This is a genomic window from Maribacter corallii, assembly GCF_047345415.1.
Taxonomy (GTDB): Bacteria; Bacteroidota; Bacteroidia; order Flavobacteriales; family Flavobacteriaceae; genus Maribacter_C.
In genome coordinates this window covers 285,629-309,204 of the sequence record NZ_JBLFEP010000005.1, presented here as the reverse complement: position 1 = coordinate 309,204, position 23,576 = coordinate 285,629, and the positions used below count along the sequence as shown (strand labels likewise).

Here is a 23,576-nt window from a genome sequence, read left to right as displayed (position 1 = left end):
ATATCATAAGAGTTCCGGATCGAACGTTAGCTTTGTAACTTCTAAAAAATCTTCTGTGATTCAAGATGTTCTTATTGCTTTTTTATGGAGTATTTCGCCTTTTGGCGAGGCCAAAGTGGGTATTCCATATGGTATGCTAAACGGTGTGAACATCTACCTTGTATTTATCGTTTGCCTTTGTGCCAATATTTTGGTGTTTCCTTTGATGCAGTTCTTCCTGAAACATATCAATACGTATTTACTTAGATGGAATTTTTATAAAAAATCGGCGGTATACGTGGCTAGGAAAGCAAAAGTGGGTTCAGGTGACAACATTAAAAAGTATGGTTTTTTTGGTCTGGTTTTCTTTGTGATGCTTCCTATTCCCGGTACCGGGGTATATGCCGGTAGCATTGCGAGCTATATCTTCAAAATAGAATCGAGGAAAGCTTTTGCTGCGAACGCCATTGGTATTTTTTTCTCTTCCCTTATTGTTTGGAGTACTACCTTGTTGACAATGAAAGGGATAGCCTATTAACATTTAGGGCCAACGAACATTGCTGGTCAGATTGTTCATAATTCTTCAAATGATATACTTGTACAGACCGATGAGGGCGATTATTTTTGCGTCCTTTTGAACTATATGAGACAGCTCGAAGTAGGGGATAAAGTATACAACGTAAAGCAAAATGGCTTTGGTGACTTTGCGCGATATTCATTTTCGGAGGTCATAAAGTTAACCAAGACCTTGGCCATTTTAAAAAATGGGGTCCGTCTCTACAATCAGCCCAGACCCTCTTATCTTATTGAGGAGGTCGGCTACTGTGTCTCTAGAAAAAAAGGGGTGCATTGGCACTTGGTTTCCCTCCAAGCCATTCGCAATGCCCAAATTGAGAATGAAAAGATAGCCGCACATGATTGGTTTGAAACTAAAGAGTTCACACTGCAAGAAAAGCAACGTATTTATAAGGCATTCAGTAGATTAGAAGATTTTTCGTAGTTCATTTCCGGATGGTAGTTGTTCTTCAGTTTGAGAAAGAGTTCCTGCAATTTTTCGGTCATGGCGCCGGGGCTAGTTCCCTCTTGAAATACATGCGTATCCAGTTGTTTGATGCCTGCAATCTGGGTGGATGTTCCTGTTAGAAATGCTTCATCCATCATAGGTATAGCTTCAAAGGTTATGGCCTCTTCGCGATAAGGGATATCTGCATCACGACAAATCTTCAAGACGATTTCACGGGTAATCCCATTTAAAATATAACTATCGGAGGGGTGCGTGTATACCATACCATCTTTTACGAAAAAAAGATTGGAGTGAGAACCCTCGGTCATTTTGCCCTCACGATGGAAGACTGCCTCATAATGTCCATTTTTAATCGCAAAATCATTCGCCATCACGTTGCCCAACAAAGAAGTCATTTTAATATCGCAGCGATGCCATCTAAAATCAGGTTGCGTTACCACAGAAACCAACTGTGTATTAACTTCTGGCAGTTCATAGGGTACCGCATACATCATCAGTGTGGAATCGGTATTTTCAGGGAATGAATGTTTTCTAGGTGCTACACCCCTAGTCACCTGAATATATAGCAAACAATTATCCGATTGCAGATCAGTAGCCCTTAATAAGTGGTCAATGAACCCATTAAGAAGAGTTGTATCAAAAGTGATATTTACTTTTTTTAGACAACCTGCAAGTCGTTTCAGATGGGCATCACCGAAGAAAAAATGACCATTGAATTGTATCATGACCTCGTAGATGCCATCACCGAATAAAAACCCCCGATCAAAAACCGAAATTTTAGCCTCGGAGCTCGCTATTATTTCACCATTCAAAAAAACTTTTTCAGGATAACTTGCCATAGTCCATGCAATATGATGAATGCAATTTACCCATTATTTGAATACGTTGTGAATGGGTCGCAGACCCGACCTAAACTATTTTTTCAGTCTTTTGAAAGCCTCTCTTTCCAATTGTTCTTGATGGTCAGGGTGTGCTATCGAAATCAAGGCTTCTGAACGTTCCTTTAGGTTCTTTCCAAAGAGGTCTACCGCACCATATTCTGTTGCTACGAAATGCACATGAGCCCGGGTGGTGGTCACTCCGGCGCCTTGCTTTAAATAGGGTGTGATTTTCGAAACGCCTTTTGACGTTACGGAAGACATGGCGAAAATGGGTTTGCCTCCTTGTGATAAGGCCGCACCCCGTATGAAATCCATTTGCCCGCCGACACCAGAGTATTGCAAACTCCCGATAGTGTCCGCACACACTTGGCCGGTGATATCGATTTCAATGGCGCTATTTATTGCCGTGACCTTTGGGTTTCTCCGTATTCGGGCCGTATCATTGGTATAGGCGGCATCCCTAAAATCGCAAATCGGATTGTCATCGATAAAGTCGTACAGCGCTCGTGAACCCACCGCAAAACAACTCACTATTTTTCCTCGTTTGACAATCTTTTCCTCTCCGGTAATGATACCCTGTTCTATCAAAGGCAGTACGCCGTCGGAGAACATCTCGGTATGAATTCCCAGTTTTTTGTGCCCGGTTAATTTTGATAGAACGGCATCGGGTATACTTCCGATTCCCATCTGAAGTGTTGCGCCGTTTTCGACCAGAGCAGCTACTTGTTCCCCGATTCGGTATTCGACCGGTGAAATGATTGCGGGATGGTGTTCATGAATTGGCACATCGACTTCTACGGCATATTCGATGTCATCGATATGTACGATTCCGGTACCGTGCGTTCTTGGAACGGTGGGATTGATTTGAGCGACTATTTTTTTTGCATGGCGCACCGCGGGTAGTGTTACATCCACGGATACTCCTAAGGAGCAATAGCCGTGTTTATCCGGAGGGGACACCTGAACAAAAGCGACATCGATCGGCAAGATATTCCTTGAAAACAACAAGTGTATTTCACTAAGGAAGATCGGAATGTAGTTGCCACCTAGGGTGTTGACATAGTTACGCACGTTGCCGCCCACAAAACATGAATTAAGGCGAAAGGTATTGCTGTAAGGAGGTAGGGTATAGGGAGCTTCTCCCTCGGTGTGAATGGATATAATCTCAATATCTCTGAGCGTTGTATATCGCTCGCATAAACTATCGATTAGCTTGTTGGGTGTCATGGCGGCACCTTGTATGAACACACGGTTTTCCGATTGTACTATTGAAACTGCTTCTGAAAGGGATACTATTTTCATCTATGTTATTTAAAGAGTACAAATTTCAACTTCCGTACCTTCTGAAAACATGATAATATTCATGGTTTTTCTTAGGGGGTCGATAAATACCATGATAAAGATGCAATAGCCCCTGCACTTCACGAAATTATGTGTTGATTGCCCCAAAGCCATCTGCAATCACATCGCATTTTTTGTTGTAAAAGAGGTAAATTTGTAAAAGAAGATAGTTAAGAAAAAGAAAACGATGTTGACTTGGAAAGATATTATTAGTTTCAGCGTGAATGGCAATCTTAAACCGGATAGAAGAATTGAAAAGACGGAAGGGGAATGGCGCGAACAATTAACTGCTGAACAGTACCGTATAACCCGGAAAAAAGGAACTGAAGCGGCGCATTCTGGAGCGCTATGTGGTATTCATGCGGCCGGCAAATATAGTTGCATCTGCTGTGCTACACCCTTATTTGATTCGACCATCAAGTTTGAGTCGGGTACGGGTTGGCCCAGTTTTACGCAACCGATCAAAGAAAATGCGATCAAATATGAAAAGGACTCTTCCTTTGGAATGATTCGGGTAGAGGTGATGTGCAATACTTGTGACGCCCATTTAGGGCATGTTTTTCCTGACGGTCCCGAACCGAGCGGATTACGGTATTGTATCAATTCAGAATCCATGCAGCTTGAGAAAGCCGAGCAAGAACAGCAAGAGTAGGATTTGGCACTTCAATTGAACATCAAGGATAAGTTTAATAAGGAACTACCGGCGGATCCGCTCCTGACCAATACAAGGCGACAAGTTCGGAATGCCTGTTTTTCTTATGTGACCCCAAAAAAGCCTTCGAAACCGGAATTGGTCCATTTCTCGGAAGAAATGATCAAGACCATAGGATTGAAAGAATCCCCGAACTCAAAGGAATTTTTGGATGTGGTCACCGGAAATTCGGTATTGGCCGATTCACATCCGTATGCGATGTGTTATGGAGGTCACCAATTCGGCCATTGGGCCGGACAGTTAGGTGATGGACGCGCTATCAATTTGGCGGAAGTGGAACATGAGGGTAAAAATTGGGCCCTGCAATTAAAAGGGGCAGGAGAAACCCCCTATTCAAGAAGTGCTGATGGCCTGGCCGTTTTGCGATCTTCCATACGCGAGTACCTCTGTAGTGAGGCCATGTTTCATTTAGGCATACCAACGACAAGGGCATTGTCCCTAGCCTTGAGCGGAGATCAAGTATTACGCGATATCATGTATGATGGAAACCCCGCTTATGAGAAGGGAGCTATCGTTTGTCGTGTAGCACCCTCCTTTGTTCGTTTCGGAAGCTTTGAAATTTTAGCGGCCCAGGAAGACAAGAAGACGCTCAAAGTACTGGTCGACCATATCATCAAGCATCACTATGCGCATCTGGGAGACCCCTCTAAGGGTACCTATTTGAAATTCTTTAAGGAAGTAGCGGTACGAAGCATGAAGATGGTAATCGATTGGCAGCGAGTCGGTTTTGTGCATGGGGTGATGAATACGGATAATATGTCCATTTTGGGATTGACCATAGATTATGGCCCTTATGGCTGGTTAGAGGATTATGATTTGGGATGGACACCAAATACCACAGATCGCGCGAACAAGCGCTATCGCTATGGCACACAGCCACAGATCGTTCTATGGAATTTGTTACAACTGGCCAATGCTTTATTTCCACTGATTGAAGAAGCTGCGCTTTTACAGGAAATTCTGAAGGAATATCAAGAAGAAGTAGAAGTCGCCTATCATGATATGATGCGTTCGAAACTTGGATTGATTGAAAATGAGTCGGAAGATCTCAAGTTGATATCGGAACTGGAGTCTGTTTTACAGCTTGCCGAAACGGACATGACTATTTTCTTTCGACTTTTGGCCCAATTAAAAAGGGACGGGTTCTCTTCTGGATTGGAATTGATCAAGGATTCTTTTTATAAACCTGAAGAGATTACGGCTAACATAGCTGCCAAATGGACGGATTGGTTCGAGAAGTATGGAAAACGTCTTCAAAAAGAAACCAAAACCGACGATGAACGGAAACAACGGATGAATACGGTCAATCCGAAGTATGTTCTACGAAATTACATGGCCCAACTGGCCATTGACGCTGCCGAAGAAGGAGACTATGCCATTTTGGATGAACTATTCACACTGCTAAAAGAACCTTACGGAGAGCAGCCCGCCCATGAAAAGTGGTTTGCTAAACGTCCTGAATGGGCACGTCATAAAGTGGGGTGTTCAATGTTGTCCTGTAGCTCGTAACCAGTGTAAGTACTGGATCAAAAAGTTGACTATTGCAAGGTGGAAAAGATATTGAATACGATACAAAAAATTCCAGAGGGCTACTCCGAAGGAAAGTATAAGAATCAAAAGTATGGTGTGATCAAAAAGAGCTTCAATGACAATAGATCATATAAGATCTATGCCAAGGCGCTGGGCGGAAACGATTTTGTGAGCCTGAATTACTATTGCACATCTTCAGCGGGAGTCTTGAAACCATGCGAGATGCCTGAAGAAAAAGTAATCGATTTTTTGAATCATCTTGAACTTGAATAAATTAGAAGAAATGAGCACGAAAAAAGCATATATAGCAGGAGGTTGTTTTTGGGGTATGGAAGAACTATTTCGGGTACGCCCCGGAATTCTCGATACCGAAGTGGGATATATTGGAGGGGCGAACGACCATCCGACCTACCGAAATCACCCGGGTCATGCCGAGGGACTCGAGTTGACCTACGATGCCGAAAAAACGTCCTTCAAGGAAATTCTGGATTATTTTTTTCGTATCCACAATCCGACTACAGTAGATCAGCAGGGTAATGACATGGGCTCAAGCTATCGTTCTGCTATCTTTTTTCAGGATGATGAAGAGCGAATGATTTCGAAAGAAGTCATAAGAGTAGTAGAAGATTCGAATAAGTGGGAAGGAAAGGTTGTCACGACGCTAGAACCCTATACGACTTTCTGGCCCGCTGAACCCGAACATCAAGATTACCTACAACGTATTCCCAATGGGTATACATGTCATTTTGAACGGTTTAAGGAACCTTTTATTTAACAAATAGATTTCCTTAAAGACCGTATATTGTTCTTCTTGAAGTTGTTTTCACTACAGAATTAAGATTAGGGCATCACAAGGTTTCAACATGCATTTTATGTCGGACCTTTTGATATTGTGTACTTTGGTAATTTCTATGGTGTGAGACATCAAATGGGATTTTTGTATCTTCAGGTAGCCATTACAGCTACTAACCGGTGTCCAAAAAAAACAAAGGAATTATGAAAAATGACCACACAAAAAAAATTCTTTTGGGATTAACCCTAATGCTACTATTTTCTTGTCAGCTACAAAAGGAAGACCAAGCTGGCTGGCGGAAAGTCTTTCAGAACGATGCTGAGGGAAAGGCCCTTTTCGGGGATAAATCGGAATTAATGGATGCCGTACGCTTAGGATATCCGATTAGAATCGGTTGGGGAAGCACTAGCGTAGAACATGTGGCCGAGGCCGACTTTTTGACCATTTTCGAAGGAGAAGAAGTATTTGCCCAAATCGAGACCATTATCGGCCAAGCACCTACCGCAGAAGGAGATACCCTTAAAATACGATTTCGAACTCAAAATCATTGGACGAAAATTGCGGGTACTAACGGATATTCTACGGGAATGATGACCGATTATTTTAAAGACACCCTGGTGGGAGGAGGTGTAGATCGATATTCATCGACAACTTGGTATGTCATGTATCCATCACATCACTTGGCTATTGAAGCCCGGCCTCTATGGCGTGAGGAGTCTCCGAATTGGAAGAAATGGAAAAGCGCTGACCCACCGGATAGTATGCAGTAAGGGCAGGGGACTCCGTTAATTCATTGCCAGAGCACCATTGATGATCAGTTCTGGTCAATTCTATTTTTTAGTAACCCCAGCACAATATAGAGGATTACATTGGATGAAATAATAAGGGCCGTAAGCGCAATAAAGTAGCTTAATGAATTCATCTGATTCTTTCTATTTCAAAAATGTTCATGTATACGGGGAGTACTTTAAAGAGTCAAAAACCAACAAAGGGTTGCTCTTAAAAATGGGAAAAGTGAGTTAGAAGATGTTTTTGCATAATTAAAGATCAATGAGGACTTACAATACCATATCGATTTTGTTCGTAATCAGCGTATTGACATTTCTTTCTCAATGCTCCAGTTCTGATGGAGAACAAATGTGTGGCGCGGGTTCGATGTCCATCTCCGGAACGAACAGTTGCCTTTCTTTTGAACACAAAGGACTTTCGGATACCCAGCAAGTCAGTATTCAAGATAAGGTGGCCCAAGCTATGCTAGCCGTGAACCGGATAATGCCGGTAGACAATCTCTTGATACGCATTATTGATGATCCAAGGCTTGTGATTCCGGGTTTAGGTATTGGGGGATACAACCCTAGCGAAACGGAAATCCTTATTGTAATCGATACTTCTTTTACGGATTTGGAACGTTCTTTGGAGGGATATCTGTTTCCAATGATAGCCCATGAAGCCCACCACGCCAAACGAAGGCTTTCTGTTGGCTATGGTACTACCTTATTTGAGGCTATGGTATCAGAAGGTCTCGCCGATCATTTTTCAATGCAGGTCGCCGGAATCGAACCACCGCCCTGGTCCGTAGTCTTGACCGGCCAGGAATTGGAAGATTGGAAAGGGATAGCACGCATGGTTTGGCACGAGACTTCATACGACCATGACGCCTGGTTTTTTGGTATTGGCGATTCCATCCCATCATGGACGGCCTATGCAGTGGGGTATGATATGGTCAATACCTACTTGCACCAGAATCCGAATAGGAAACCAGCGGACCTCCATGACGAACCGGCTTCGTCTTTTGAGTTTTAACAATCTGAAATGAGAGTTGCTTCTCGCTATACCATATCTTCAGGGGTAATAATTGGACTATTTTGTAAATTTTGATTTTCAAGGTAACGTTTTTTGTATGCGAAAGGCGACACGCCAAACTCGTTCTTAAAGCATTTAGAGAAGTACTTAGGATCGTTAAAACCGACGGAAAACGCTGATTCAGCTACCGAAAAATTACTCTCGGTCAAATACATGGCCGCTTTTCTTAAGCGCATCGAACGTACAAAATCAACAATGGTCTTACCGGTCAACCTTTGAAATTTCTTATAGATGACGGAATAGCTGATATGTAGGTCTTTTGAAAGTTCTTCGACTTTGAAATCGGGATTCGCCATATGCTTTTCAATCAATTCAACTAAGTTTTCAAGAAAGGTTTCATCTTTGGATTTTACTTCATGTTGCTTTGGGGTACCTAACAGATCAGATTTGAACTTTGATTTCAACCGATCACCCCGTGTAATAATGTTGTTCGTTTTTAAGATGAGTTCATTTACATTGAATGGTTTGTTCAAGTATTCAATGGCGCCCACTTGTAAAGCCATGATCTTATTGACCTGTGTTTTTTCCGCAGTCAATAGAATAACCGGAATATGGGCGGTAACCAGATTTTTTCGAAGCATTTTGGTCATCTCGATACCGTCTAATTCGGGCATCATAATGTCACTGAGAATAAGATTCGGAAGTTGTTTTTTGGCTAATTCAAAGCCTTTCATGCCGTTATTGGCGGTTAGTACGTTAAAGTACTCCCCAAAAATTTTCTTTAAATAATCTTGAAGTTCAAAATTGTCTTCTACGATAAGAATGGTCTTGGTAAAGTCATCTGAGATATGATCTACTTCAACATGTTCGTATCTATGGTTGATCGTGTTTGCGACTTCAATTGAAGAACCGGTATTCAGCTTTTCGTGTGCTGAAAACGTACTTTCTTTCATTAATAGGCCAATGGTGAAACAGGTTCCTTTTTCACTATTTGAAGTTACCTCGATCGAACCATGATGTAAGTCGATGAGCTCTTTGACCAATGCTAGGCCGATACCCATACCCAAATATTTTTTTCCTGTTTCTACCTGATAGAACAGTTCAAATATATGTTTCAAAGATTCTTTGGGGATACCCGGCCCGGTGTCCTTGATACTTAACATGACCTTCTCTTCTTCAAGGTTTTCCCATATGCTGAGTTTCACGCTACCCCCTTCAGGTGTAAACTTGAATGCATTTGAAAAAAGGTTATATAGAACGTGCTCTATTTTATCTTTATCATACCAGATGTTGAAATTCTTTTTTGGGTAGGTGGTCTGGAAGTCGATTTTCTTTAGTTCTGCTTGTTCCTTAAATGAGGATGCGATTTCCTTTACCTCTTTTACGATATTGTATTCAGCAACATTTAATTTCAATTGCTTCAATTCTTTATTACGTACGGTGGTCAATTCAAAAACGATGCGAGACAATCGTCTGGCATTATTGGATATCATCTTCAAACGCTTCTGTAATAGTTCATTGCCACTTTTCGCCGCATTTTCCATCATATTTTCGATAGGAATCAAAATAAGGGTCAGAGGAGTCTGAATCTCGTGCGATATTTTGGCAAAAAAGTTCATCTTTAAATCATATCGGGTCTTATCTGCCTGGTGATTCAATTCTTCGGTAATCAATCTATTCTTTAAAGAGACCCATCTGTATAGTGCATAAATAAGGGTTAAGGCAATCAAAATGTATAGTACGATAGCCCAATTCTGTTTATAGAAAGGGGCGGCAACATGTACCCTGATCGTTTTTTGACCCAAGTCCCAATTACCCCTATTGGTACCTGCTCTTACGTGAAACTCATAATCTCCCGGAAGGATGTTCGTATACGAAGCTTTAGAAGGTGTGTCGGAATTCGTCCAATTGTCATCATAGCCCACTAAACGATGAGCGTAGTGGAAGCTCGGACTGAGCACATTGTCTAGGGCAACATAGTTAAAAGAAAAAGAAGCCTGGTCATGATCTAGGTCAATGTGCCCTATATTCTGGACAGTGGTATGTATTTGATCCGGGATAATTGACACTGCGGGCTTATTCAGAATCTCGATACCTTCAATGAACAATTTAGCGGATGGTCTTTTTTTTGTGAGTTCTTTAGGGGAGAAATAGTTGATACCAATACGGGAACCGAAGTACAAGTTGCCATCGCTATCCTTATATGAACTTTTAAGGAATGCATCGTCTAAGAACCCATCTGATTTGAAATAGGTCGTATGCTGGTCTTTTACGAGGTCCAAATGCCAAAGTCCTTTATTCGAACCAATCCATAGGTTGTTGGAATTCTGTACTTCGATCGACTTGAAATCAACGTCTGTGAATCTTGGGTCGTCTTTGTAGAAGAAAAATTCCTTGGTATTTTTCGAGTAGGTCAATAAGTCTCCATTTAAATCTAACATCCATAATTTATTTTCTACTGAAACGATATCCCTTAACAATACCGAACCTTTTCGTGCTACGGTTTCATTGGGGTAGGTAGCACGTTTAAGTGTTGAATTCGAGAAGTCTTGTAGATCTTCATTAAATTGATAAAGTCCAAGTGGAAACCCCAGCCAAATATACCCCTGTTCATCTTCTGCAATGCTACCGCATAAATTTTCGGACAATGACCCGGCAGATTCTGCCTTGAAATTAGCCAAGAATCGACGTTGCGCATCATAGACAAATACACCTTGACCCGTTCTGATCCACATACGTTTTTTTGAATCTTTAAAAATCTCAAGACAGATAGAGGCCTTGACACCCTGATTGTCGACTAGAATCAATTTTTCCGCAGTCCCACTCTTTTTGTCAAAAATCCAAACACCATTGACCTGACTTGAAACCCATAGATTACCGATATCGTCTGCTGTAATATTCTCAATGTAAAAACCGTTACTGAAATCTTCATTTACCAAATACTGCTTCTCACTACCATCCGGTGAGACCCGAACCATGCCCTTACCATCAGTACCGAACCATAGGGTACCATCTTTTTCCTTGTAGGAAGCCATAACCACTGAAGGACTATTTTTTATGGCACCTGAGTGATAGTGGATCAAGTCATTCTCTTTATTTGATAAGACGTTGATTTCCCCATAATTATTGGCTATCCAAAGGTTTTGTAAGTGGTCTTCAAAAATATCGATTACCGTATTGCTACTTATGGAGGCACTATCGAAAATATCATAATTGAAAATAGAAAGTTCTCCTGTCTCGGGATTGATTTTATAGAGACCGTTGCCATCGGTACCTGCCCATATCGTTCCTTTTGAATCCATAAAGATCGAAGAAAAATTCTCTTTCATTTTTTCCAACGTTTCTACTTTTAAAACGTCATTCTGAACAAACTCCTTGCTTTGTATGTCATATATCATTGGTCCTAGATTGGGCGAATTTGTCGCTATCCACAATCGTTGGTTTCCGTCCAAAATCATTCCGGTATTGAAGATGACCTCGCCTTTGGTATCTAGATCTATTTCCTCTAAGCGATCGGTGGTCATATCATATACGAATAGTTCTCCTCTAGTTGAGATGAGGTATAATTCATGGGATGATAGCACCATAGTACCACGACTTATAATGGGCTGAAGGTTTACCGGCAACGTTGTTAGCTCTACAAGTGTCTCCTCTTTAAGATCATAAGACAAGATCTTTCCTGACTTGGTGGCAATCCAGTTTTGGTTTTCAGTCGCTAGAAATTGACTTACCTTATGAGACTGAAACATTCCACCTTCTTGCGATAAGGATGAAAATCCTCCTTTCTTATTCGTTTTTGATATTTCCCCATTTTGAGATACCATCCAAATGGTACCCTGGGAATCACAAATAATACGGTCTAACTTATCTGATTGTCTTTCTTTGTGAAAGATCTCTTTATAGTGTATGAATTCAAAGCCGTATCCATTGTATTTACTGATCCCCTTAATATGTGAAATCCACATATATCCCAATGTATCTTGGGCCATGGATACGGATTGATAGGTGTGGTCACTTATTCGATACTCTAAATGGATAAAGCGCGGTTTTTTTTGGGCGTGGGAAATACAAACGACACAAAAAAGCACTGAATAGATAAACAATTTATTCATAGTACGATACAACACGAGAAGGACTCCTTTTTGATATAAAACTTATATTAGTTGTTAGCTTCAACAAGCCATTGCGATTTGCAGGGAAATACTTTCAACAATGCGAATGGTAGGTAGCCCGGGTCTTTTCAGAATTTTCAAACCCACCTAAACATATATTTTTAAAACTGCATTGTGACTTGCGTCAACCCATATGAACTAGTGTAGGACGATGAATAGTTCCTAAGGTTTTCCAGAATAAAGTCATTCCTGTCATTCGATGCCGTAAATCTGTAGTGTTCGGGCATCTACTTGTGTGGCAAACCTGTTGGGGTAAAAATAGGAAAAAGTGTTCATTAGAGGGGTATGGAATGAATAAAATCGAATATTCCACAATTCGTATATGTACCTGAATTACGGGCTTAGAGGCGATGAAATGGACTTAGATCCTTGTATATCAATAAAATAAAACGGTCAATTTGCCCTTAAAATGATGGAGAGGAATTACCGAACTTTTTTTTGGAGCGCATGATGGGTCATTAGCATTCTAAAAAGACCCTTATGCTTGAGCGCGCACCGCAATTACAGCCCCTTAAAATAAGTAACAATCATTCTTTCAGTTCAATTTCGATCAACTCTAGAATAGTGTCAAGGTTCTTCATCAGTGGATCGTAATGGGAAGCTTCTGTAGATAAACTAGTCAAATAAAACATGAACATATTGTTCTCAAAAGCCACAGACCGTAACAAATTCAGATTACTCAAGTTATTGGCCTCTATTAAAGAGCGCTTCTGTTGATCGACGTTGGCATATTCAAAAATGGTTCTAATGCTATAGTCATCATTTCGGAACATATCCAAGACTTTTTGCCTTTGATTACCGAGGTCTTCCTCTTGGCGAGTGATATCATCCAAAGTAGCGACCCAATTGGTCAGCTGTATTCTCAAGGCTGTATTGGAAATGTCTTTTAAGCTACCGGAGCTGATCATCTCATTTAAAAGCGAGTTGTTCGGGTTAAAGGCAATATCGAAATTGAACGATTGATACAGTAGCTTCGAAAATTGTGCTTCGGATGGTAGAAGGTCTTGATTGGCCGTAAACTCTAGAAGCTGCTTTGCCCCCTCATAGTTCTGCTCATTGACCGTGATCAGCTCTTGCAGTTTTTCCCGACTGGTCTCAAATTCCGAATACAGTCCTTTCAGGTAGATCTGTTCTTTTTGCGCCAACACCTTTTTCTGCTTGGCATTGTTGATGGCCAGGGCAATTAATATGCCGATGACCACAAGGATGATTTCACCGATAGCATATATCAGATAGTTGCGAATTTTTTTTTCGCGCACCAGTTGCTGCCTGATTTTTCGAAAGAACTTTAGCATGGGTCTATTACTATCGCTTAGGTTGACTAGTTATTAAACTTAAACTCGGTTGAACTATTCGTATCGAATTTAATCATTTGGTTACACTTCGGCATAATTCTCTTTGTTTAAAGAATAGACCAAACTACTATCGATATCGTTTCGCATTACTTCGCTTAGTGCTAGTAATGCATTCCTACTATGTACAATACTTGTTTTTAGTACCCGTTCAATTGAAACCTTTTATTTTGAGTTTTTAGCGTTTTCAATCTCAGAACGATTAAGACACCGGCTACTTTGGTGAGTTTTATGATGGTAGGCCATGGCGTGGTTCTTTAATTTTAGTTGAACTAGGTTACTTTGCTGAGCCGAACATAATCTCCATCGGGGAACCCTTTCACGGCGGTTCCCCGATGAAGGTCGGTTTAGTTCACTTGTTCAATCGATGTATTCCAGATACCGGTTTTGGCAATGTTTTGCGCATATTCACTAAAATCAATTGGCTTTCTGCCTAACACTTTTTCAATGTCGTGTGATATTTCCGCTAGCTCAGGGTTACCTAAAACTTCGGTAAACAAGTATTCTATTAACCAGACAAAGTCTTCGGGAACACTGGCCTTGCGCATTTCGTCTCCATATTCCTGAATTGAAATCGGAATGAAAGTGATATTGCGGTTACTAGCTTTTGAAATTTCCGATACCGCATCCTTAAAGGTAAGTGTACGTGGGCCAGTGAGCTCATAGATCTGTCCATTATGTACATCTTCTACTAAAGCTTTGACCGCCACTTCGGCAATATCGTCGGCATCGACCCATGGTATTTGAGCTTCTGCCTGGGGCAGTGCAACTACCCCCTCTAAGATAGGTTCCAATAAAAAGTTTTCACTAAAGTTCTGGTTGAACCAGCTTGCTCTTATGATGGTAAAGTCCAATCCTGAGTGTATCACGACCTGTTCGCACAGTTGTGCTTCTCGTTCTCCTTTTCCAGAGAGTAATACCAACTTTTTGATTTTAGCTCTTCTTGAGACTTTGACCAATTCTTCAATGGCTTCCAGGGCCCCTGGAACGGCCAAGTCGGGTTGATAGGTGATATAAACCTTATCCATTCCTTCGAATGCGGTTGGCCAATCTTCTGGTTGGTGCCAGTCAAATGATGGGCTGTTTGACCTTGAGCCAACACGTACTTGGTGCCCCATTGCTTCTAATTGTGTTACGATTCTTCTTCCTGTTTTACCAGTTCCTCCAATTACTAAGATGTTTTCTGTTTTCATTTTTCTATTGTTTTAAACCCGTCCGCTGACAGGCAGATTGATAATTTTTGATATTTAAATTGTGTTTCTAAGCGTTCATTTTAATGTGGCGTAAACTTTGGTTTGAAGCCGATTCTTTAAATCCGTGGCTTATGATTGTGTTTGTTTTTCTATAGAAAATTTGGCGTACCGGTATACTATCGTTACGGCTATAAACTCTAGACCAATGAACCAAAAGCCGAAATCGATAAAGAAGTCATAATAAGTGCCTCCATAAGGTAGTATTGTGAAGGGTACGGTAATGAGTGCGTCTAAAATCGCCGATGTAATAAAGAAAATGAGACCGACCTCAAAAGCATTGGTTCTAACACCTTTGCCGTAATATAGTTTTGCGCCAAACCAAACGATTGGCAGTACTACCACGGACAGCCAAATATTGGCTTGTTGTTCCGCATCTTCCAAAATGGGTACGTAGTAGGAGAGTGAATACAAATTGACTCCGATGATCCAAATGACTATCCCGATACTGATTGCTCGTACTAATTTCATAACTGTTCGTTTTTTTTGATCTGCCATGGGCAGCGTGATTCGTATTTAGTTGTTGTATATAATTCCTAGTAGCAATAATGCAAAGGCGCTAAACGATGCGATAGTTCTCTTAAGGTGCCAGCGGTTCCAAGGGTGCTCAAATTTCGACCTCAATTCTTTGAGTTCGATCGGTGTCAGGTTTTCCAATATCGTTTTGTCTAGTATCTCATTAAGCGGAACATTTTTGAAAACCGTAATGAGGCCGATGCCGATAAAAAATAGAGTTGCAGCTAGCATAAAGGACCAAAACGTAGCCGGGTGCGCATTGCGATGTAAAAAGGCATTGGCAAATAGGAGTACCACCGGTCCGAAAAAGATAATGAGGAAACTACGGTTGATTATTGCGCGATTCATTACTTGAAAAGATTGTAAGAAGCCGAGGTCGTCCAATCTCCCGATACCTGGGGTGACAGTATTTGACCAAGTGAAACACAAACCAGCTGTGAGCCCTGTAAACAAGATGCCGAGTACTAAGATGATTGCTTTAATATTAAATTCCATTGCTTTGATTTTTTGTGGAAGTTATCCAGGTTAATAATTCTTGATATTCTTGGTTGGTCAGTTTGATTTTATTGCCTTTTGGCATCCGCTTTTTCAGGAATACCTGTTTGTAAACATCATCTGCCCAAGGGCTCATGTTTTCTTGGGTGAATATCCTTTTTCTATTGCGCCTAACATGGCAGACATTACACTTGTTCGTAAGTATTTTGAATGCAACTGATCGGGTAGAATCGGCGGATATCCCATAGACTGATTTGACAGGTACGTAGTTTTGAACCAAATCTTTTTTAGAAGTCTCTTCTCCTAAACATATGAGAGTAATTCCGAAGATAAATTTTACTATTGTGGTCATCATGATGTGTTTTAGTACTTATGATGACACAAAATTGCATAGGATTCACTCGAATCGTTTATTCGAGCGGAACTATGATTTGTTCGAAAAGTGCGCTACTTGATTTGACTAGGGCGATAGCCGAACTTTTTGGCAAAAGCATTGGAGAACGAACTCAAACTATCGTAGCCCACTTGCCACGCAGCTTCTTGTACAGTTGCCTTTTTTTCGCTAATCAATTGGTGTGCGGAGTCTAGCCTTTCATTTTGTAGGTATTTGAATACCGGTACCCCGAAAAAAGCTTTGAACTCTTTTTTCAGTCTTGTGGTATTGAACCCTATCTCTTTAGAGAGCTCTGTTAATGACGGCGGGTTATCGATATTCTCTAATAAAATAGCTCTCGCTTTATTGAGCTGTGCCTTATAACTTGGTTTTGAAGACTCTTCTTGTTGTATGGCAAGCTGACCGAAAAAATGCGATAATAATGCCGTAATCTGACTTCTGAAAAACATCATTTTTGTCTTGCCCGTATAGTTGTTGGAAAAGAAAGCATCGACAATGCGTTCCATTTCGGGCGTCATAAAGAATCTGGGGCCTTCCACATAATGATCTTTGGGCTTTACCAAGGCCCCTAGCAGTTCAGAAAATATTTCACCCTCCTGATTGGGCAAATGTTCTAAATTTCGAAGCGAAGTTGCCACCACAATACATTTTAGGCTTTTTCCCGGACTTACCGTGTGCTCAAATTCTACCTTCTCGTCGGCGTAAAAAGAGAGTGCCAGCCCCTTAGTATAGGTGAAATCATCTTGTTTGCTACCGTATTTCACCGCTAGATCTACATTGCCAGACCCATAAAACGCTATGGCAATAAGGGGTTCGTCAAAAAAACAAGAATCTACCTCCTTCGTAAGGGAATCGGCTTCCTCAACAAGAATTACAAAATCGTTGATATGTATGAAATCGCGCGTCATTAGTCTCCCTAAATTTAAGAATTATCATAACTAAATTAACTGTTCGCTAGAAAAACACCTGTTCTAAAATGAAGAAGGGTTTGAAAGAGAAGAGGTTCTGGACCGTCTTGCCATTGTATTCCAATAAAAACTGGATATTTTTCCGTGAGGGCTATGTTACCGGTGACTATGTCAATTCGGGAATCATACCCGAACTAGGTACGATACCCGTAACGTTGATATTTGAAAAGGAAACTAAAAAATCAACCATATTTTTTTTCGATTTCGCGAATAATATGTTCCTTGAAATCCGTGTGGATAATAAAGTTTGTTTTGAATACTTCAAACTGTTTTTTACTGATACCGCTTTTTGTAGCCGCTCGCTCTAGATGCTCCAAGGTCAATGATTCTTTCTTGGCGAAATCCAATACATATTTCAGGGTTAGATTCGCCTTTTGTCTGCCAAACCTATCCTCAAAACATTTGAGCATTAACGGAGCTAATACATATCTGTACTTTTCATCGATTTGGTCTTTATGCTCAATTTTATCTAAAGGGATAAAGCTACCCTCTTTTATATGTTTTAATTGCTCAATCAGCACTTCTGACAAGAACTGTTTTCCGGAGAGATCTTCGGCAGTGTTGTAGGACAGGTACTCTGCAAAGGATTCTAACCAGAACCACCCAAGCTTTCCGGACATGACATTGGAACCGAAATAGTTGTGTCCGAACTCGTGTCCGAAGTATTTGTAATAATCGTCGTAGAATTTGCCATTGGAATCGACCAATTTTTTAAAGTCCAGACCAGTAAAGGCAAATGAAGGGTAGGTATTGAAACCCCAACTACTTCCTTTTTTTCTTTTGTTGGTAGCCCTGTGATGTATCAGGTAGATATTATCGGAAAATTCGATGCCCAAATTTTTGGAAAGGTTATTCTTTATTCGCGCTATGTTCCCAAATATAATTTCTGCATTCTCCTTGGTCACAGTCGTATTTAGAATGTAATCTCCTTTATCCTCAACAAAATCATAATTTCCGGCAAATAGTAGCAGCGGATGTGCTTTGTTGGAAACAAAATGTTCTTTTGCCGCTTTTTTTGGTGCCGAACCATTGATATAAATGGTACTTCCCCCTTCTAGGCTTATGGTCAGATCATAGGTATAACTATGAATTAGTTTGTCGTTTTTTACGTCATAGATAACGGGATACCATTTTGTTTGTTCTGTGGCCCTTAAGGTTTTATCGTTGATAGCGATCAAACCTTTATGGTCAAAAAGATTGAAATCATCTACATATACCGGGAACGCACCTTTATAATTTACTCGGAACTCCGGAGGTATATGTTCGTTCGGGTCAGCTTTGAAAGTGTATTCCACAGCTTCCCCCTTTATACTGCCATCATAATGGCCAACATAATCTATCAATTCATTTCTAGTGTCCTTGAAGTATTTGATGTTCATTCCCTTATTCAATAAAATACGGTAGGCTTTTAATTTGGGAAGATTTGATAGCTGAAGGTCGCACTTGAAAAATCCTGTTTTTAGGTCTAGCGCTACACTGCCTTCCATATGTATTTGGCCGTTAAGGGTATTGCAAAGGCTGAGCGCGCATACAAGCTGTAAAATTAGTATGCTTTTTAGGTACATCTGATCTGTTGCTTTTATTAGTGTATACATCTTAATTGCAAAAAGGTTACAGTTTGGGTTCTGGATTTTCCGTAAAAATTGTTCGTTTTGCAAATAGCATTAAATCCTCACTGTGGCATCTATGGCAATCGGACCCTACATTTTCAAAATTCAAAAATGTCGTCTCTATATCGTGTAGTTGGATTTTCAGTTCCAGGATTAGGGTTAGGCCATTGTCAAGACTACAAAATTCACAACTTTTCACATTTGTTTTACATCTTTTTGACATTGATCAGGGACCCCAATACTAGTTTTGGGAAAAACAACATATATGAAAACAAGTAGTGTAATAGTACTCTGGTTATGTTCGATTACTGTGACAATGGCCCAAGATTCATTTGAGATAGATACCAGTCAAAGTTTGCTCAAGTGGAAAGGTTCGAACCTATTCAAATTTAATGAACACTTTGGGACCGCCAAGTTTAGCAGCGGTCAAATTTTAATGGAAAACGATTCTATATCTGGTGGGAATTTTAAGGTTGATATGAATACAATAATAAATACGGATGATAAATACAATGAAATGCTCGTCCGGCATCTTAAGAATGAAGATTTTTTCGACGTAAAGAAGCATCCGAGTGCTTATCTGGAAATAAAGGAAGTCAACTACATAGATGAAAACCAAGTGCAAATAAATGCGAACCTTACCATCAAAAGTATAACGAATCCCATAGTATATAACAGCGCTGTAGAACGTCAAAAAGGGAAAGTCATCATGACGGCGAAATTCATTATCGATAGAACACTCTGGAACGTGAACTACGAGTCGAAAAGTCTTTTGAACAGTCTAAAAGACGATACTATTTCCGATGCTATTGAATTTGAAGCTATGGTGATTACCGATCAAAAAAAATGAGAACCCTGGGAAAAAATAGGAAAGAAATGACCTTTTACGTTTTTTGTATGCTACTTACAGGAGTTAGCGCCATCGGTCAGCAACCAAATAATGCTAAAACCTTATGGACCGTAGCTTGGAGTCCGGACGGGAAATACATTGGTTCAGGGGGAAACCAAGATGAACTTATTCTATTCGATGCAAACACTTTTGAACTGGTCAAGACCTACCCTGTAAAGGATGCACTATTAAGTAGAATCAAATGGCATCCTTCGAAAAATATATTGGCTATAATAACCCAAGGAAAAACGATTAAGGCACGAATACTGAATTTAGATAAAGATGAATGGATCGATTTGGAGGGGCTAGAGTCGAGTTCTCGGGGTTTGGATTGGAATTTTAATGGAGCACTTCTTGCGGTTTCAGAACTTGAACATGCGGTGTCCGTTTTTACGCTTCATGGAAAACGTGTTAGCCGATTTAGGGCTGATCCGAAATCGGTTACGGGAATAGATTGGCATCCGACCAAAAACATTATGACGACAGTAGGCTCACAAATCGGTATATATGACCACCTTGGCCACCCTATACATACTTTCCGACCTAGAAACAAAGAGGTATTATTATTATGTGTTGAGTGGCATGATTCTGGTGATTTTTTCGTGGTGGGTGATTATGGTGATCTTGAAAATGCTGATGACAAACTACTACAATTTTGGCGCCCTGAAGGCGTCAAAATTAATGAAATCAGCGGAAGCATTGCCGAGTATCGAAATATAAGATGGAGCACCGATGGAGAGCGATTGGCAAGTGCGAGTGATGCACTTAGAATTTGGTCTAAGGAAGGCAAGTTATTGGCAGAAACCAAATCTTCTGACGACTATTTATGGGGTGTCGATTGGAGTCCTGACGGCGACTATATTGTCACATCAAGCAGCAACGGAAAACTTGTGATTTGGGATAAGAATGCCAATTTCATACGGCAGATTGGAAAAAAATAGGCATTGCTAAATCGTTCATATGTTCAAGAATTATTTAAAGGTCGCTTCTAGAAACCTATGGCGCCATAGCGGTTTTTCCTTTTTAAATATTGTTGGTCTATCGATAGGCCTTACCGCAAGTTTTTTAATACTTCTCTATATAGGTTTTGAATTAAGTTATGATCGATTTCATAGCAAGGCGGATAACATCTATCGGGTAGTAGTAGATTTTGAAACTCCAACTGGATTATTAAAAGAAAGTAAACCCGCTTGGGCGGTTCGCCGTCATATGCAAAAGGAGTTTTCAGAAGTGGAATCAGCAGTACGAATCTGAGAAATGAATTGACAGGTACATAAGAACTGAGAAAGATAACATGAAAGGGGAATGGCAGTTGATCCTGATTTTTTAACGCATTCGATTTTCGTATTCCCGCCAGACCATGCTATTGCTTAAGTTCTTTAAGAACTGATTCTCCCTTAGAATAATCATCACAGGTCCACTGCCACTTCTCTTCCAAAATTAGTGTCCCGTCTTCAATTTTAATAATTGATTCGCACTTTCCGGTTTTAAAATCCCCGATAGTATTTTGATGCTGGTATGTAAAAGTTAGATGCTGTTGTTCAATGCGACCTGAAAGCGTACCGAACAAAACCCCTCCACCTTGATAAGTTGCCCAAATCACGTTTCCTTTTTGTCGATATTCAAATAGCGTAGTTGGGCTTACTTCTCCATTATTCGAACTGGAAATAGATTTAAATTTTTTACCGTTTAAATTCAATTTGTTCTTGGCAAAAGGTTCGTTGATTCTATCTCCTCTTGTTGTTGGCTGTGAAATGACAATGAATTCTAATTCAGTGGATTCTTCATTTTTGATTTGGTGTGCAATTTGCGGATAAATATGTATTCCCTCTCCTTTCTTGACTTCAACGATTTCCTTTTCCAATTCAAAAATTGCACTACCGTTCAAGACATAAAAAAACTGTTGGGAAAAATTATGATAGTGTTTTTCTTCAGAAGTATGAGCAGGCATTAATTCTTCAATTACGCTCAGATTTTCAGATTGAACAAGATGCCACCCACGACAATTAGTTCCCCATTTATACTGTTCGCTATTTTCTTTGGATTTCTTCATTCTGTCTATTCGTCTTCTTTAGAATTTGACTTAATTTGTTTAGGGTCGTGTTTAATTTTTCTGTTTCCATATAGCCAAAACCTAATCGAAAATAGCGTTTAGATTCGCCAAACCATTCTCCATTTGCTATTTGAATTCCCATCTTTTTTGATTGGTTGTAAAATTCTTCAACGGCGTCTTGGGTAAATCGTTCCTCCTTTAACTTTATACAACAAAGTGCCCCGGCTTTTGGTTCAACCCAACTAATCAGTTCATTATTTTTCGCAACCCAATTTTTAGTTGACGTTAACCCTTTTATGGAATGAATTCTTCGGCTTTTGAAAATTTCAAGTTCTTTGTCAAGCACTTTTAATGCTACAAATTCATCCAATACGGAATTTGAAATTACAGTATTCACTTTGGCGACCCCAACGTGCTCGATAAATTCTGGATCACTCGATTGAAGCCAGCCAATTCTTAGCCCTGGAGTACCATGACATTTGGATAAAGACGAAATGGTAATGATATTATCCCGTAGACCGGCATAAGTTGGAAGTACATCGTTAGCTCCATAGGTGGCTTCGCGATAGGTTTCATCAATGATTAGTTTACAGCTCGGATAGTGATGATGTAGTCGGTCTGAAATTTCTAATATTTCGGCACTGCTATGAATTGTTCCAGACGGATTTAAAGGAGAAACCAAAATAATTAACCTTGTTTTATTCGTTATTTTAGAAAATAATTCACTTATATCTATTCGGTATTCCTCTTCAAACAGCAACTTGATCAATACTCTTTTAAACCCTAAACTTTCGATTAAGTCCATGGTAGGAGGGAAGTTGGGTTGTACGGTGATAACTTCATCTTGGTGCTCACACAAACAAAGCATCGCTAATAAAGTGCCAAATGCAGCGCCATTTGTGATTACTATTTGATTTTGGTCAACCTGCAGTTTATCTCCAATTTTTTTTCGCAGTTTTTTATTACCCTGTGACGTTCCATACTCCAATTTGAGATTCATTAATTCTTTGGAAAAATCATCATCCCAAATTTCATTGAGAATAAGGTCCATGTTTGTACTTTCGGCAAGATTAAATTCTAATCTTTCATCCAAAAGTGTAATGATATCGTTAACCGGAAATTTCATTCTTACTGATTGAACTGATAATAATCTAAAACGTGTTTTGGTATGTCCATTTTCTGGGGTAGGCCGGTATCAGGTATGGGATATTCCGCAACTTGCTTTAAAGGTACTAAACCAGCCCAAACATCTAAGTTGTAATCTTCGGGTTCATCGGCCACTCCAACATCCCTTATTTTGGCTGAAGCGGTTTCAATAGTCATTTCCACTACCAATGTTCTGTCCACCTCTTCAGGATGCATTGATCTGATTCCGTCCCAACGACCCTTCATCATATGTTCCATAAAGCAAAAAAGAGCTGCTTCTTTTTCTTTCGGATTTTCAAGGTTTTTGATTGGGCCGAATAGCGTCGCTGATCGGTAATTTACCGAGTGATGTAACCCAGAACGAGCTAAGACCAAGGCATCTAAATGCATTACGGTCATGCTCATTTCCTTGGCTTCCAACAAGGCCAATAACATCCTATTTGCTTGAGAACCGTGTAAGTATATTTTATTGTCTTTTCGTCCATAAGCCATTGGTAACGTAATTGCGCTGCCCTTATAAACATAGCTGACATGGCCGATAAAACCGGCATCTAAAATAGTATTGATTTTTTCAACATCGTAAGTAGCTCTGATTTTCCCACGTTTTACTCTGTTCAATTTTGATTTTGAATACTCTTGCATAGCTCTAGTTTATTGATACTTGTTTT

At 40.2% G+C, this 23,576-nt stretch carries 24 protein-coding genes; 11 read left to right on the top strand and 13 right to left on the bottom strand.

The features are described from left to right. Positions 1–55: 55 nt before the first annotated feature. Both ACKWCA_RS18890 and ACKWCA_RS18885 read left to right on the top strand, forming a co-directional pair. Positions 56–517 carry a COG2426 family protein gene (locus ACKWCA_RS18890; RefSeq protein ID WP_413979793.1) on the top strand — a complete coding sequence of 154 codons (462 nt, stop codon included), beginning with the start codon at positions 56–58 and terminating at the stop codon, positions 515–517. A gap of 105 nt (positions 518–622) precedes the next feature. Next, positions 623–979, top strand: coding sequence for a pyruvate kinase (locus ACKWCA_RS18885; RefSeq protein ID WP_413979792.1), 357 nt, complete (start codon positions 623–625; stop codon positions 977–979). Here ACKWCA_RS18885 and ACKWCA_RS18880 read toward each other — a convergent pair. Beyond that, positions 943–1,842 carry an aminotransferase class IV gene (locus ACKWCA_RS18880; protein WP_413979791.1) on the bottom strand — a complete coding sequence of 300 codons (900 nt, stop codon included), beginning with the start codon at positions 1,840–1,842 and terminating at the stop codon, positions 943–945. The genes ACKWCA_RS18885 and ACKWCA_RS18880 overlap by 37 nt on opposite strands. 75 nt (positions 1,843–1,917) lie before the next feature. Then, positions 1,918–3,186: an acetyl-CoA hydrolase/transferase family protein gene (locus tag ACKWCA_RS18875; protein WP_413979790.1), complete on the bottom strand. Its 1,269-nt coding sequence runs from the start codon at positions 3,184–3,186 to the stop codon at positions 1,918–1,920. A gap of 226 nt (positions 3,187–3,412) precedes the next feature. Between ACKWCA_RS18875 and msrB the strand changes: the two genes are divergently transcribed. From msrB to ACKWCA_RS18845, 6 genes are all read left to right on the top strand, one after another. Next, on the top strand, positions 3,413–3,877 hold the full coding sequence (gene msrB, locus ACKWCA_RS18870; protein ID WP_413979789.1) for a peptide-methionine (R)-S-oxide reductase MsrB: 465 nt from the start codon (positions 3,413–3,415) through the stop codon (positions 3,875–3,877). A 3-nt stretch (positions 3,878–3,880) separates the two neighbouring features. After that, positions 3,881–5,446, top strand: a complete 1,566-nt coding sequence (locus ACKWCA_RS18865) for a protein adenylyltransferase SelO (RefSeq protein ID WP_413979788.1) — start codon at positions 3,881–3,883, stop codon at positions 5,444–5,446. A gap of 39 nt (positions 5,447–5,485) precedes the next feature. Then, a complete protein-coding gene (locus ACKWCA_RS18860; RefSeq protein WP_413979787.1) occupies positions 5,486–5,740 on the top strand; it encodes a peptide methionine sulfoxide reductase in 255 nt (84 codons plus the stop codon). Positions 5,741–5,750: 10 nt separating this feature from the next. Then, a complete protein-coding gene (gene msrA / locus ACKWCA_RS18855; RefSeq protein ID WP_413979786.1) occupies positions 5,751–6,242 on the top strand; it encodes a peptide-methionine (S)-S-oxide reductase MsrA in 492 nt (163 codons plus the stop codon). Positions 6,243–6,463: 221 nt separating this feature from the next. After that, positions 6,464–7,030 carry a hypothetical protein gene (locus ACKWCA_RS18850; RefSeq protein ID WP_413979785.1) on the top strand — a complete coding sequence of 189 codons (567 nt, stop codon included), beginning with the start codon at positions 6,464–6,466 and terminating at the stop codon, positions 7,028–7,030. Positions 7,031–7,310: 280 nt separating this feature from the next. Continuing rightward, on the top strand, positions 7,311–8,063 hold the full coding sequence (locus ACKWCA_RS18845; RefSeq protein WP_413979784.1) for a DUF2268 domain-containing putative Zn-dependent protease: 753 nt from the start codon (positions 7,311–7,313) through the stop codon (positions 8,061–8,063). Positions 8,064–8,089: 26 nt separating this feature from the next. On the opposite strand, the gene ACKWCA_RS18840 is transcribed toward ACKWCA_RS18845, so the two are convergent. The 8 genes from ACKWCA_RS18840 to ACKWCA_RS18805 all read right to left on the bottom strand — a co-directional run bounded on the left by ACKWCA_RS18840 (position 8,090) and on the right by ACKWCA_RS18805 (position 18,805). Continuing rightward, complete coding sequence (locus ACKWCA_RS18840; protein ID WP_413979783.1) at positions 8,090–12,175, bottom strand: ATP-binding protein; 4,086 nt, start codon at positions 12,173–12,175, stop codon at positions 8,090–8,092. Between the two features lie 587 nt (positions 12,176–12,762). Then, positions 12,763–13,530 (bottom strand): DUF6090 family protein, encoded by a 768-nt coding sequence (locus ACKWCA_RS18835; protein WP_413979782.1) that lies wholly within the window; start codon positions 13,528–13,530, stop codon positions 12,763–12,765. Between the two features lie 404 nt (positions 13,531–13,934). After that, positions 13,935–14,780 carry an NAD(P)H-binding protein gene (locus ACKWCA_RS18830; RefSeq protein ID WP_413979781.1) on the bottom strand — a complete coding sequence of 282 codons (846 nt, stop codon included), beginning with the start codon at positions 14,778–14,780 and terminating at the stop codon, positions 13,935–13,937. 129 nt (positions 14,781–14,909) lie between these two features. Then, positions 14,910–15,308, bottom strand: coding sequence for a DUF5367 family protein (locus ACKWCA_RS18825; RefSeq protein ID WP_413979780.1), 399 nt, complete (start codon positions 15,306–15,308; stop codon positions 14,910–14,912). 45 nt (positions 15,309–15,353) lie between these two features. Continuing rightward, positions 15,354–15,848 (bottom strand): anthrone oxygenase family protein, encoded by a 495-nt coding sequence (locus tag ACKWCA_RS18820; RefSeq protein ID WP_413979779.1) that lies wholly within the window; start codon positions 15,846–15,848, stop codon positions 15,354–15,356. Continuing rightward, positions 15,838–16,203: a hypothetical protein gene (locus ACKWCA_RS18815; RefSeq protein ID WP_413979778.1), complete on the bottom strand. Its 366-nt coding sequence runs from the start codon at positions 16,201–16,203 to the stop codon at positions 15,838–15,840. The genes ACKWCA_RS18820 and ACKWCA_RS18815 overlap by 11 nt, the downstream gene beginning before the upstream one ends. A gap of 92 nt (positions 16,204–16,295) precedes the next feature. Beyond that, on the bottom strand, positions 16,296–17,150 hold the full coding sequence (locus tag ACKWCA_RS18810; RefSeq protein ID WP_413979777.1) for a helix-turn-helix domain-containing protein: 855 nt from the start codon (positions 17,148–17,150) through the stop codon (positions 16,296–16,298). A 242-nt stretch (positions 17,151–17,392) separates the two neighbouring features. Further along, complete coding sequence (locus ACKWCA_RS18805) at positions 17,393–18,805, bottom strand: M1 aminopeptidase family protein (RefSeq protein ID WP_413979776.1); 1,413 nt, start codon at positions 18,803–18,805, stop codon at positions 17,393–17,395. 280 nt (positions 18,806–19,085) lie between these two features. On the opposite strand from ACKWCA_RS18805, the gene ACKWCA_RS18800 reads away from it, so the two are divergent. From ACKWCA_RS18800 to ACKWCA_RS18790, 3 genes are read left to right on the top strand one after another with little or no spacing between them, the layout of a single operon-like run. After that, positions 19,086–19,670, top strand: coding sequence for a YceI family protein (locus ACKWCA_RS18800; protein WP_413979775.1), 585 nt, complete (start codon positions 19,086–19,088; stop codon positions 19,668–19,670). Between the two features lie 26 nt (positions 19,671–19,696). Beyond that, a complete protein-coding gene (locus ACKWCA_RS18795) occupies positions 19,697–20,650 on the top strand; it encodes a WD40 repeat domain-containing protein (RefSeq protein ID WP_413979774.1) in 954 nt (317 codons plus the stop codon). 19 nt (positions 20,651–20,669) lie between these two features. Further along, positions 20,670–20,963 (top strand): hypothetical protein, encoded by a 294-nt coding sequence (locus ACKWCA_RS18790; protein ID WP_413979773.1) that lies wholly within the window; start codon positions 20,670–20,672, stop codon positions 20,961–20,963. Between the two features lie 109 nt (positions 20,964–21,072). Here ACKWCA_RS18790 and ACKWCA_RS18785 read toward each other — a convergent pair whose 3' ends face one another. From ACKWCA_RS18785 to ACKWCA_RS18775, 3 genes are read right to left on the bottom strand one after another with little or no spacing between them, the layout of a single operon-like run. After that, entirely contained in the window at positions 21,073–21,762 is a 690-nt protein-coding gene (locus tag ACKWCA_RS18785; protein ID WP_413979772.1) for a cupin domain-containing protein, read from the bottom strand. Further along, positions 21,740–22,888 carry a pyridoxal phosphate-dependent aminotransferase gene (locus ACKWCA_RS18780; RefSeq protein ID WP_413979771.1) on the bottom strand — a complete coding sequence of 383 codons (1,149 nt, stop codon included), beginning with the start codon at positions 22,886–22,888 and terminating at the stop codon, positions 21,740–21,742. Before ACKWCA_RS18780 ends, ACKWCA_RS18785 begins: the two co-directional genes overlap by 23 nt. A gap of 2 nt (positions 22,889–22,890) precedes the next feature. Beyond that, positions 22,891–23,550, bottom strand: coding sequence for a pyridoxamine 5'-phosphate oxidase family protein (locus ACKWCA_RS18775; protein WP_413979770.1), 660 nt, complete (start codon positions 23,548–23,550; stop codon positions 22,891–22,893). Positions 23,551–23,576 lie beyond the last annotated feature (26 nt).